Origin of the sequence: Mesorhizobium sp. RIZ17 (assembly GCF_051127865.1) — a bacterium.
Taxonomy (GTDB): Bacteria; Pseudomonadota; Alphaproteobacteria; order Rhizobiales; family Rhizobiaceae; genus Mesorhizobium; species Mesorhizobium humile.
Map to the genome: position 1 here is coordinate 453970 of NZ_CP147861.1, position 12254 is coordinate 466223.

The 12254-nt window shown below is 64.0% G+C and carries 11 protein-coding genes; 6 read left to right on the forward strand and 5 right to left on the reverse strand.

All coding sequences use genetic code 11. The features are described from left to right. Positions 1–33: 33 nt before the first annotated feature. From WDX12_RS02290 to WDX12_RS02300, 3 genes are all read right to left on the reverse strand, one after another. Positions 34–1110, reverse strand: coding sequence for a transporter substrate-binding domain-containing protein (locus WDX12_RS02290; protein WP_434723783.1), 1077 nt, complete (start codon positions 1108–1110; stop codon positions 34–36). A 173-nt stretch (positions 1111–1283) separates the two neighbouring features. Then, on the reverse strand, positions 1284–2300 hold the full coding sequence (locus WDX12_RS02295; RefSeq protein WP_434723784.1) for an alpha/beta fold hydrolase: 1017 nt from the start codon (positions 2298–2300) through the stop codon (positions 1284–1286). 72 nt (positions 2301–2372) lie between these two features. Continuing rightward, entirely contained in the window at positions 2373–3689 is a 1317-nt protein-coding gene (locus tag WDX12_RS02300) for a purine-cytosine permease family protein (RefSeq protein WP_320293271.1), read from the reverse strand. A 553-nt stretch (positions 3690–4242) separates the two neighbouring features. On the opposite strand from WDX12_RS02300, the gene WDX12_RS02305 reads away from it, so the two are divergent. Then, positions 4243–4623 carry a hypothetical protein gene (locus WDX12_RS02305; protein ID WP_434723785.1) on the forward strand — a complete coding sequence of 127 codons (381 nt, stop codon included), beginning with the start codon at positions 4243–4245 and terminating at the stop codon, positions 4621–4623. A 132-nt stretch (positions 4624–4755) separates the two neighbouring features. On the opposite strand, the gene WDX12_RS02310 is transcribed toward WDX12_RS02305, so the two are convergent. After that, positions 4756–6360, reverse strand: a complete 1605-nt coding sequence (locus WDX12_RS02310) for an FAD-dependent oxidoreductase (protein ID WP_434723786.1) — start codon at positions 6358–6360, stop codon at positions 4756–4758. 150 nt (positions 6361–6510) lie between these two features. Between WDX12_RS02310 and WDX12_RS02315 the strand changes: the two genes are divergently transcribed. The 4 genes from WDX12_RS02315 to WDX12_RS02330 are packed head-to-tail and all read left to right on the forward strand — an operon-like array spanning position 6511 to position 10390. After that, a complete protein-coding gene (locus tag WDX12_RS02315) occupies positions 6511–7047 on the forward strand; it encodes a cupin domain-containing protein (protein ID WP_320293268.1) in 537 nt (178 codons plus the stop codon). A 9-nt stretch (positions 7048–7056) separates the two neighbouring features. Beyond that, entirely contained in the window at positions 7057–7848 is a 792-nt protein-coding gene (locus WDX12_RS02320; RefSeq protein WP_434723787.1) for an aspartate dehydrogenase, read from the forward strand. Then, positions 7848–8654, forward strand: coding sequence for an alpha/beta fold hydrolase (locus tag WDX12_RS02325; RefSeq protein ID WP_434723788.1), 807 nt, complete (start codon positions 7848–7850; stop codon positions 8652–8654). Before WDX12_RS02320 ends, WDX12_RS02325 begins: the two co-directional genes overlap by 1 nt. Beyond that, entirely contained in the window at positions 8651–10390 is a 1740-nt protein-coding gene (locus tag WDX12_RS02330) for a cobalamin-dependent protein (protein WP_434723789.1), read from the forward strand. Before WDX12_RS02325 ends, WDX12_RS02330 begins: the two co-directional genes overlap by 4 nt. Positions 10391–10432: 42 nt before the next feature. On the opposite strand, the gene WDX12_RS02335 is transcribed toward WDX12_RS02330, so the two are convergent. Next, positions 10433–11179 (reverse strand): SDR family oxidoreductase, encoded by a 747-nt coding sequence (locus WDX12_RS02335; protein WP_434723790.1) that lies wholly within the window; start codon positions 11177–11179, stop codon positions 10433–10435. Positions 11180–11282: 103 nt separating this feature from the next. Here WDX12_RS02335 and WDX12_RS02340 point away from each other — a divergent pair, with 103 nt between their 5' ends. Beyond that, positions 11283–12254, forward strand: a complete 972-nt coding sequence (locus WDX12_RS02340) for a thiamine pyrophosphate-dependent dehydrogenase E1 component subunit alpha (protein WP_320293263.1) — start codon at positions 11283–11285, stop codon at positions 12252–12254.

Below are 12254 nucleotides of genomic sequence, written 5' to 3' on the forward strand. Positions count from 1 at the left end.
CTTTCGCAAAGCATGCCGGTCACCATACCTGTCTCAACTGAATTCGAGATTGCGGCCATAGCCGATCAGATAAGGGTCGGCCCGTATGCAGGCCGTCGATTCATAGACCAGGTCGAACTGGCCTTGCCGGTTGGCACGGCCGACCCGTGTCCACAGGTCGGCATGACCCCAGATCGGATTGATGGAGACATCGCCCTGCGGCGCTTCGAACTCGGAGCCCATCACCGAGGCGCGCAGTATTTCGGTGTCCATGGAGTTGGTCTGTTCAAACGTCTTGGCGAACACGTTGACCTGGAAATAGGATGCTTCCAGACACATGTTGGTCGGCTCGTCATCGCCATAGCGTTTCTTGTAGCGCCGAACGAACGAGGAATTCCGTTCGTTGCCGATACCCTGGAAATAGGGCGCGGCGGTGATGTGGCCCTCGCCGACATCGTGGCCCATCGCCCTGATCTCCGCTTCCGTCGTGGTCAGGCTGGCGATCGGCATCACCTTGGGATTGAGGCCTAGATCGCTGTAGGCCTGATAGAGAAAAGTCGTGGCATCGCCCACCACGGTCGAGAAGATCACGTCGGGCTGCGCCTTCTTGACGTCGCGCATGACCGGCAGGAATTCGTTGCGAGCGGCGCCCAGCCGCACATAGCTTTCGCCAACGACGCTGCCGCCGCTGTTGCGGATCAGCTCGCGCATGATGCGGTTCGATTCGCGCGGATAGATATAGTCCGAGCCGATGAAGAAGAACCGTGTGCCGTAAAGTTCCATCAGGATGCGGCACAGCTCGACGCTGTTCTGGTTCGGCGTCGCGCCGGTGTAGATGACGTTCGGCGAGAATTCGAACCCTTCATACAGCGTCGGATACCAGAGCAGCCCGTTCAGCCGCTCCACCACCGGCAGCACCGCCTTGCGGCTGCTGGACGTGTAGCAGCCGAAGATCGTGCTGACGCCATCCTCGACCATCAGCTTCTTGGCGTAGCGTCCGAACGCCGGCGCCTCGGATCCCGGATTGTAGACGATCGGTTCGATCGGGCGGCCATTGACCCCACCGGCGTTGTTGATCTCATCGATCGCCGTCAACGTTCCGCGCAGCTGGGTCTCTTCGATAACCGCCATAAACCCGCTGCGCGAAAACAGCACGCCGACGCGCCAAGGTTCGGAGGTAGTATTTGATCTCGTCAATATACGCTCCCATCTGTTGTCCCGGGGTTCCCCAACCCCATGTCCCGGACCGGTCTTCCTTTGGGAAGCGTGGCCCGCGCCTTGCGGAGCGGGCCGGCTTCCGGTAGTCAGCTTGCCAGCAACTCCTTCAGCTTGCCATCGAGGAATTTCACATCGTCCTTGCTGGTGCCCGGGCCACCGGCGAAATGCCCCCATACGGATTCGAACGGAACGAGCCTGGCGTTCGGCATGCTGGCCACCTCGAACTCGCTGTCCTCCGGCGGGAAATAGAGGTCGGTGCGCCCTGGCATGACATAGGCCTTGGCCTTGATGGCCTTCAGGGCTTTCTTGAGGTCGCCCTTGTAGAGATCGTTGTCGCTGATGTTCCCGTTCTGCCAGGTCCACAGCATCGTCAAGAGGTTGTTGGCGTCCTTGGGCAGGAAGAAGCCTTCCCAGAACGACACCAGGAAATCCTCAAGTGAGGAATAACCAAGCGTCTTCAGGTCAAGCTCCTGCCGATAGAAGGCCTGTGAGAAGCCCCAGCCGGCATAGACCCGCGCCATGGCCCGCAAGCCCCTTTCCGGCTTCTTCTCGTACCAGCCATTGTTCCATGCGGCATCGGCGGTAAGTGCCGCCTTGACGCCTTCGAGGAAGACGAAATTGTGCCGCGAGCATTTTGACGATCCGCAAAACGGTGCGATGCGCTCCACCATGTCGGGGTACATCGCGCCCCAGTGGAAGGTCTGCAGAGCACCCATCGACCAGCCGGTCACCAGCCTGATCTGTTCGACACCGAATTTCTCGGTCATCAGCCGGTGCTGGGCCCTGACATTGTCGTAAGCCGTCACCTGCGGAAAGCGGGAGGCGTTGTAAGGCTCCGGCGTGTTGCTCGGCGATGACGAGAGACCGTTGCCGAACATGTTGGGAATGACGATGAAATATCTGGCGGGGTCGAGCGCCATGCCCTTGCCCACTAGCCATTCATTGTCGATGTGCTGCCCGGAATACCATGTCGGATAGACGATGACATTGTCGCGCTTGGCGTTCAGCTTCCCGAACGTCTTGTACGCAACCCCGGCGTCGCGCAGCGTCGCTCCTCGCTGCAGGACAAAGTCACCCAGTGCGAATATTTCATGATCAGCCATTGCTGATGTCCCTTCCCCATTTTCAATCATAGATGGGGAAGGGCCGGGAGTCCCGACCCTTCCCCGGTTTTCTCAGGCAGCCGCCCGTGCCGGCGACGGCAGCAGGCAAAGCAGGGCATAGGCCGCGCCGCCGGCGACCGCCGCGCTGATCGCCGTCGACAGGTGCGGGGCGTAAAACTCCACCACCAGGGCGACCAACGACCCGAAGGTCCAGGCTACGAAAGCCGACGGCCGCCAGTCGCGGTCGATCTCGGCATTCTTGCGGAACACATACTGGTCGACCAGGATGATCGCGCCGATCGGCGGAACAAGAATGCCCAGCAACGAAAGCCACTCGATGAAGAAGGCCCAGACATTGCCGGCGGCCACCACGATGCCGATTGCGCCGAGCAAGACCGCGAACAGCCGCATCCGGCTGCCGAAGATGCGCGACCAGCCCGTTGCCGAATTGTAGAGGCAGTGCGCGCAGACGGAACCGAGATTGCAATAGAGGAAGACGAAGGCCAGAAAGCTGAGGAACGCCATCTGCTTGCCGTTCATGTAGCCGAACATGTTGTCGGCGCCGAACGGGTTGGCGTTGGGCACGGCGAGCGCCGCGGTGGTGATTCCGCCGATCAGCATGGCCAGCAGGTTTGCTAACGGAAAGGCGCTAAAGGTGGCGATCACCGAACTTCTGGTATCTTTTGCCCAGCGATTGAAATCGGCCGACACGGTTCCGGCGTCAATGAACAGGGCAAGGACCACGGTAAGTCCGACCCCCATCGTCATCGTCGCCTGACCATTGTTGCCCGGATAGGCGATGATCGCATCCCATGTCGTCTTCGAAGCCGCGTCGAGCATGACCCAGCCGCCGAGCACGACGAACAGCGGAACCGAAATCAGCCCGATCAGGTGCAGGCCGCGGACGCCGACGAAGGTGATGCCGATGTAGAGCAGCCCGGCGATGATCGTCATCGCCACATAGTTGAGATTGTAGGCCGAACTGATCAGCGCACCGGTGATGCCTGTCTGCACCGCATACCAGCCGAGCAGCAAGGTCGACAGCAGGCCAGAGGCGAACACATAGCCCTTCTTGCCGAAGACGATACTGGCGAGCAGCGCGAAATTGGTGCCGCGGCGGGTACCAAGAACACCAAGCGCGCCGACATAGGCGAACATGATGACGTTGCCGATGATCATTGCCGTCAGCGCGTTTCGGAAGCCCATGCCGAGCACCAGGATCGAGCCTGTCATGGCTCCTGTGATGATCATCGGAAATCCTATCCAGACGGTCGTCACCGAAAAGGTCGTTCGCCTTGCCGACATCGGCACCGGCTCATGTTCGTATTCTTCGCCCAGGGCGTGATCAACACCTCCGAGCGTCTCGACCTCCCTTGATACCTTTGTCATTCCCCTACTCCTTTGAGACAGCTGTCGTGAAAACCGCTGGCCCGTCTGCGCAATTGGCCGGGGATGCATTTTGACCCTGGCGGAGGCTGCAATCTTGCCGTTCGGGCAAGCTCAGCCACACCAGTGCTTCGAGTAACGCAGCACCGTTACCACCGACGTCTTCGTCGGGATTGCACAAACGAAAAAAGCCTCCCTTTGGCTCTGTTGTCAGAGACATAGGGAGGCTTTTTTGCCTTGATTTGCTCAGATGGCTTCGTCGCCACCCAGCCTTGCAAGGAGGCTGCGCGCAAAAGCTAGCCCTGAGTCCGTAGTTAGTCAATATATGACCGAGAGCGATAGACTTGCGGGTTCGTCGCCCCCGATCCTCGGCGATGATCGCAGCGGAGGCGTGTCGGCTTCGGAGAACGCATACTCAGCGTCCATTTCTGGCACGAAGCGGTTGGAACGTGACACGCGTCAAAGTCAACCAGATGAGATCTGGTGCCGACTGACCGCAGAGAACCATGGCATCGTTTGGGGCTTGGGCACGGCTTTTTGAGAAGCGGCGACGGGGGTGTTCGGGCTTTCCAGGCTCGGCGCCTCTTGGGACTTGGCCGGCAATGTCTACCTTTGGGGCGGATCGCTTGCCATCCTGGCTTCAGTCGGCGGGGTTTGGTCTTGGAACGTTGCGGCGCGCAATCTGCCCATTGCTCTTGCAGCACAGCTTATCGTGTCTGAGACCGTCTTTGGTGTGATCTTTGGCTTGGCGGCGCACGGACGTTGGCCTTCGTCGGCGGAAACGTGCGGTATCGTCTCCCTGATTGCCGGCGTCGTTTCGGCAATCCATGTTTCACAAGCCGCCGACCACATAGCGCTGCGCGATACGGAGACTCAGGGTGAATTCAAACAGGGAAATCTTGCTACCGCGCTTAGAGCAGTTCCAGGAAAACTGTGAAACGGTTTTCCGTCCGGAATTGCGTAAAAACAAAGAGATAGAGCGGTTCGGCGATTCTGTGAAATGCTGAACCGCTCTAGCGTAGGATTCCGCCCCCTCCTGCAAACGACCCCCATTCGCCTCGGAGAACTCTCACCGGTTCTGGTGAAGGATGGTTTCGGCGGCAATAAAACCCCAGGTCATGTTTGGGCCGAGGGTCGTGCCGGCGCCCACGGCGCGGGTGCCGATCGGGTTGGCCATGGCAAGCCCGGCGGCATAAAGCCCAGGGATGATCGAACCGTCCGGCCTCAGGACCTGCGCCCGCTCATTGGTACGGGCGCCGCCCTTGGTGCCGAGGATCGAGCGATTGATCGTCATGCCGATATAGGGTGGCTTGTCGATCGGCTTCAGGCGGTTCCGCGGACCGTGCGCCTTGTATTCCTCCCAGCCATTCTCGCCGCGGCGGAAATCCTCATCGCGTCCCTTCGCGCAAAAGCCGTTCCAGCGGGCGATCGTTTCTTCGAGCGCCGCCGCCGGCAGTCCGAGTTTTGCCGCAAGGCCGCCGATCGTGTCGGCCTTCTTGATCCAGTGGCGTTCGTAGGACGCGTACCAGCGGAAGGGCAGCGACGTCTTCACGAAGCGATGATCGCCGACCAGATAGCAGGGCAGATTGACGGGTGCGCCATCCGGTCCGCGCGCATCGATCGCCTCGCCGATATTGAAATCATTCTCGCTGACGAAGCGCCTGGCATCGCGGTTGACCACGATCGAATGCGGTTCGGCCTGGAAGGTCATGGGCAGGCCGTGCGGCTTGCCCTGGTAGCGCGTCGGCAGGCAGGGATAGACGTTCGCCTGATCCATGCGGTCCAGCTCCGCGCCGACGGAAGCCGCAAGCTTCTGGCCATCGCCCTCATTGGTGGGAGGGCTGCCGATACTATCCAGGGCACCGGGGAAATGGCGCGCCCGCATCTCGGCATCCCATTCAAAGCCGCCGGTCGCGATGACCACGCCGCGCCGGGCAAGAAGCTTCGTCCGCCGGCCCTCGCGCTCCACCTCGGCGCCGATCACGCGTGAGTCCGAATCCTGAAGCAGGCTCACGGCGCGGGTTTCCAGCCAGTAGGTGACGCCAGCATCGAGGCACCCCCTGATGAGCCCGGTCATCAGCGCCGTGCCCTGCCCGCCGGAATTCGTCAGCCGCCGCCAAAGCAGCTTCGGCCAGAGCCTGAGGCCGGCGCGGATGGGGTGATGATAGAGGTCGCTGTCGACGATTTCCTGGTAGCTGAAGCTGTGCGGCAAGGTGGAACGGCGCAGGCGCGCCGCGAACTTGCCCAGGATGCGGCGGCTGAGCGGCCTCGGCGAAACCATACGGCCGTAAAGCTTGCCGCCGGGCGCTTCGGCGAAGGGGTCCGGCTCGTTGACAAGGCGGAAGTCGAGAGGCGTGCTGCCGGAGAGGAAACGCAACATGTCGGGGGCGGCCCTGACGAAGGCGCTCCAGAGCGCATCTTCCTTGCGCGCCCAGCCTTCAGGCGCCACGGCGCGCAGATAGGTCAGCGCGTCGTCCCGGCTGTCGGCAACGCCGGCGTCCGCCGCCACATGGTTGGCGGGTATCCAGACCCCCGCGCCCGACATGGCGGAGGTGCCGCCCAACCACCCGCTCTTTTCGATCACCAGCACCTTGAGGCCGCCCTTGGCGGCCCGCAACGCCGCCGAGCAGGCCGCCGAGCCGGAACCGATAACCAGAACGTCGAATTCGCCCATTGGCGTTCCCCCTGCTGTCATCGCCACGACACTATAGGGGCGCGAAATAAAATCTGTCTACTATTGTGTCGACACTTTTTGCGTTATACTCTCCATGAGGTGAGCGGCATGCTCCCGCCCGATCATTTGCAGCCCTTTCGAGGCAGAGCCATGGACCACACCCATCTTCCACCTGCTCCATCCGGCATTCATGTCTCCGGGTCCGAAACGCGTGAAAGCTATTGGCAGCCGGTACCGGCGAACGGCCATATCGACGTGGCGCTGGCGCCGCATATCGTCGGCATGGAGCACCCGTTCGCGCTTGGCACGCAGTCGGTCGCGCCGGGGGGCTATGTGCGCGAGCACACGCATGAGCGCAACGAAGAGGCGATCTATGTGATCGAAGGCCATGGCCGCGCCGTCGTCGACGGCAAGGAATATCCGATACGGTCCGACAGCGTGGTGTTCCTGCCGAAGAATGTCCGGCACATGTTCATCAATGACGGCGAGACGCGGCTTCGCTGGGTCTGGCTGATCGTGCCCAACGGGCTCGAGGACTTCTTTCGTCTCATCGGCAAGCCGCGCAGGTCGGGCGACCGCGTGCCGTCCAACTTCCCGCGCCCGGAAAACGTGCTGGAGATCGAGCGCCAGACGGTCTTCGGCGCCGACCTAGCCGACAAGTTCGACCCCGTGAGCCGTAACTCCTGAAGACGCCGGATGACGACGCTTGGTGTCATCGGCTACGGCGCGATCGCGCGCGAGATCGTCTCGGCTTTTTCAGCGGACGCGATCGATTGGGTGATGCTCCTGCGCGAAGGCGCCAACCCCGAATTGCCGGCCGGGATCAGCGCGGTCACGCGGATTGAGCAATTGATCGACGCGCGGCCGGGAGCGGTGGTCGAGGCGGCAGGCCAGGAGGCGGTGGCCGCTTATGTGCCGGCGCTGCTCGAAGCCGGCATCCCCACTATCATCGCGTCAGTCGGCGCGTTGGCTGATGCGCCGCTTCATGCCCGTATCACCGCCGCCGGCCGCAATGGCGGCGCGCGCGTCGTCCTGCCGGCAGGCGCCCTGGGCGGCCTCGATTATCTCCGTGCCATTGCTGCCCTTCCCGACGCGCGGGTGCGCTACACCTCACGCAAGCCGCCGGTGGCCTGGAAGGCGGAGCTCGCCGCGCTTGGCCTGTCGGCCGAAGACGATGCCGTGACGCTGTTCGAGGGCACGCCCGCGGAAGCGACAACGGCCTACCCGAAAAACCTCAATGCCGCCTTCGCCGTGGCGCTGGCCGTGGGCGCCGACAAGGTCACCGTGCGCGTGATCGCCGATCCAAAGGCGGGCGGCAACAGCCATGAAATCGAGGCCGAGAGCGCCGCCGGCACCGCCTCGTTCAGTTTGGTCAACGCGCCCTCTGCCGGCAATCCGAAGACCTCCGCGCTGACGGCGCTGAGCCTCGTTGCCGCGCTTCGCGATCTGCTCGACATGGACCTGCTCGGCATGGGAGGCCGCCGCTGATGGCCTTCTTCGTCGCCGCCGATGGCTGCCGCATCCATTACGAAACGTTTGGCGCGAGCGGTCCGCGCCTGGTACTCATCCCGGGGCTCGGCGGCGACGGACGATTCTGGGCCGGCGTGGTGCGCCTGCTCGAGGCCGACCATAGCCTGATCGTCACCGATCATCGTGGCGCGGGCACCAGCGACCGCCCGGCAGGCCCCTACTCCATATCCCTGATCGCCAGCGACGTCGCCGGCCTGCTGGCGCAGACGGGCGGGCCCGTGCATGTCGTCGGGCATTCCACCGGCGGCGCCATCGCGCAGGTGCTAGCGCTCGACCATGCCGATCTTGGCCTGAGCTATACGATCAGCAGTTCCTGGGCGCGGGCAGACGCCCGCTTCCGCACGCTCTTCACAGCCCGTGCCGAACTGCTCGAAGCCGGCATGGCCGAGACCTACCAGCGGCTCACCCATGCGCTCTGCCACGAGCCTCCCTACCTCGCCGCGCATTCCGCGCAGCTCGAGGCGGCCGTCGCCGCCGCCTCCCGGACCCTCGCCCCGCTTGGCGTCGCCGCCGCGCGGGTGCGGATGCTGCTAGACCACGATCGTCTCGACGACCTGCCGGGCATCGCCGCTCCGGTCCAGGTGATCGCCGCCATGGGCGACGTGCTGACGCCGCCGTCCCTGTCGCAAGCCATCGCCGCCGCGATACCGGCCGCGCGATACGCATCCGTCGACGGCGCGCATTTCCATCCCCTCGCGAAGCCCGAGGGCATCGCCGCCATCATTCGCCGTTTCATCGCCGAAACCGAGCAGCAGATATCATGACCGCCGACATCGCCCCCGTCCTCATCGATCCGCGTCTCCAGCCGGGTGCAGACCTGCTTGCCGAGGGGCGAACAATGGCGCGCGACTGGCGGCTCGGGAGTTGCCGCTTCCTCACCGAAACCGGAATGCCGTCCGAAGCCGCGTGGAAACGCAAGGCAGCGGCCGAAAAGCGCGTCATGCAACATGCGCATATCGGCTTCCGAAGCGTCGACCGCACCATCGCGGCGATCGGCGAGGTGCATGAGCAATGCCGGAAGGCCGGCGTGACGGTCGATCGCTTCGGCATCACGCTGGACTGGTCGATGGGGTATCCGCAAGCCATGCGCGCCAAGGCCGCGCGCGGCACTGGCATCGTGCTCAACGGTCCGGAAGACTTCGCACGCATCACCAATGCCGCGCCGGCCGCCGCCCATTTCGGCGACTTCATGCTCGGCTTGCCTGGCGCCGTCGAAAACACCCGCGCCGCGATCGCCGCCGGGGCGACGGCCATCGGCAATCTCGGACAGTATTTCACCTTCCGGCTGCCCTATTGGGACGATGACGTGGCGACAACCGAAGCGACCGTCACCGCGCTCGGCCTGATCGCCGCGCAGGATGCGGAAATCCTTGTCCATTCGAATCTCGACGACGGATTCGCGGGGCTTTTCATCGACATGGCCTGCGCGCTCGGCATGGTGCTGGTGGAGAAACACATCGTCGAGACGCTGATCGGCGCGCGGCTTGGCCATTGCTATGGCCATCACTTCAGCGATCCGCTGTCGCGCACCGCCTTTCACGCAGCGCTCGTCCGGGTCACGGACACGCCGGGCACCATGATCTTCGGCAACACCGTCTCCTATCAGTCGACTCCCGCCGGCAATTACGCAAGCCTGGCGAGCTATCTCCTGGCAGACATACTCGCGATGGGGCGCTGGCCGTCGGGCCATGCGATCAATCCGGTGCCGGTGACCGAGAACCAGCGCATTCCCGATGTCGACGAGATCATCGATGCGCAGACCTTTGCCCATCGGCTGACGCTGAATGCGCCCTTCTACGATCCGGTCTTCGACTGGGCAAAGGTGGAGGCGATGGCCGATGTGCTGGTCGAAGGCGGGCGACGCTTTGCCGACGCAACTCTCGCTGGCCTCGCCGAACGCGGGGTCGAAGTGAACGACCCCGCCGCGCTGATGCTGGCCATCCGCCGCATCGGGCCGCGGCGCCTGGAAGCGTTTTTCGGCCCGGGCGCGGTGGGCCAGCGCGGACGCGCGCCGCTGATCCATGCCGAATGGGCGCGCGAGCTCAACCACAAGGCAGCGGCCTGGGTGGCGGCGCAAAAGCAGGTGGAGGCCGCACGGAATCTCACCGTCTGCATCGGCACCACCGACGTGCACGAGCACGGCAAATATCTCGTCGAGCAGGCGCTCGAGGGCCTGGGTGTCGCCATTGCCGATGCCGGTGTCGCCGTCGATCCGGAGGTGCTCGTCGCTCGCGCCGCCGAAACCGGCGCGGACGCCATCGCGGTCAGCACCTACAATGGCGTGGCGCTTCGCTACGCGCAGGCGCTGAAAGCCGCGATGGCGGCGCGAGGGCTTGCCTTGCCGGTGCTGATCGGCGGGCGGCTGAACGAGGTGCCGAAGGACTCCAATTCGGGCCTGCCGGTTGATGTTACCAAGGATATCGCCGACCTCGGCTGCCTGCCCTGCGCAGACCTCGACGAGATGCTCGCCGCCCTGCGTTCCATCCCGCCCGCTGCCTGATGCCGTGAAGGACGTGCCGGCGCGATGCGATGGAGCTCGCTCTCACCAGGCGGTCATACCGCCGTCCACCGTCAGGATCGAGCCGGTCGCGAAGGAAGATTCACTGCTCGCGAGCCACAATATCGCATTGGCGATCTCGATCGGCTGCGCGATGCGGTTCATGGGCGAACGGGCATTCAGGGCCGCGACAAACCCCTTGGGGTCCGGATGCGTCTCCAGCATGCTGTCGAAATAGCTCGACCAGGTCACGCCCGGCGCCACCGCGTTGACGCGGATGTTCTCGCCCGCATGGTCGAGCGCCATGGCCCGCGTCAGCGCCGCGACGCCGCCTTTCGAGGCGACATAGGCGGCTCGGTCGGCAAGGCCGACATTGGCGACGTTCGAGGCAGTGTTCACGATCACCCCGCCGCCACCGGCAGCCATGACGGGAATGGCATGCTTGGAGCAGAGGAAGACGCCCTTCAGGTTCACCGCCATCAGCGCATCCCAATCCCCTGCCGCGGTGTCGACGACCGAACCGCGAATGCCGTAGCCGGCATTGTTGACCAGCACGTCTATGCGCCCGAACGCCTCTTGAGCGCGGCGCACCATCGCCGCGACGGAGGCCTCGTCGGAGACATCCGCCTCCGTCGCCAAGGCGCCGGTCCTGGCCGCCACTTCGCTGGCCCGCGCGCCGTCGCGGTCGACGGCGAGAATGTAGGCACCCTCCCTGGCGAAGAGTTCGGTGACGGCGGCGCCAATGCCGGCGCCCGCTCCCGTGACGATTGCCGCCTTGTCCTTCAGCCGCATGGCCGGTCCCCTTTTCCAAACTTGTTTTCACCCTATCTTGCAGAAGCGCTTGCAAAGTGTCGACACTTTTGTATTTAATTTCGGCACGAAATCGGGGATAGCCGTGAAGAACACTCCTTCGGTCGAACAACAGCTGGAAATCTATCGCCGGATGCTGCTGGTGCGGCATTTGGAAGAGAGGCTTGGAGCGCTTCACAAGGAAGGGCGCACACGCGGCCCGATCCACCGGTGCGACGGCCAGGAGGCTGTCGGCGTCGCCGCCACGGCCGCGTTGGAGACGGGCGACAAGGTGGCCACTACGCACCGCGGCCACGCCGTCTATATCGGCAAGGGCATGGCCATGCGTCCCGTGGTGGCCGAGATATTCGGCAGGGCCACGGGCGCCTGCGGCGGGCGCGCCGGCCATATGCTGGTCGCCGATGCCGAAAAGGGCGTGATCGGCGGCAATGCCATCGTCGGTGCCGGCATTCCCGCCGCCACCGGCATGGCGCTGTCGATGCAGATCCTCGGCACCGGCAATGTCGCCATGTGCATTTTCGGTGACGGCGCCGCCCAGACCGGTATCTGCCACGAGGCGATGAACATGGCCGGACTTTGGAAACTGCCGGTCGTCTTCGTGCTCGAGCACAACCAGTTCGGGCTGACCGTTCCTTCAGACGTCCAGTCGCCAGTCGCGGATCTGTCGATCCGCGCAGCCGGCTATGCCATGCCGGCCGAGATCGTCGACGGCAACGACGCGGTCGCCGTCTACCGCGCCGTGTCGGCCATGGTGGAGCGGGCGAGGCGCGGCGAAGGTCCCGGCATGGTCGAATGCAAGACCTATCGCGTCGAAGGCTTCTCCACCTCCGACATGGGCGGCTACCAGAAACCGGAGGACATCGCGGCCTGGAAGGCGCGCGACCCCTTGCTCGTCTCGCGCAAGGCGCTGTCGGGCAAGGTCGACGAGGCGCGGCTCGCCGCGATCGAGGCCGCGGCCAAGGCCGAGACGGACGAAGCCTTCGAGGCCGCGCTTTCCGACCCGATGCCGGAATTTGCGGTCGACGAAGCCTGCAATCCCTACAGCGAGGCGCACTGA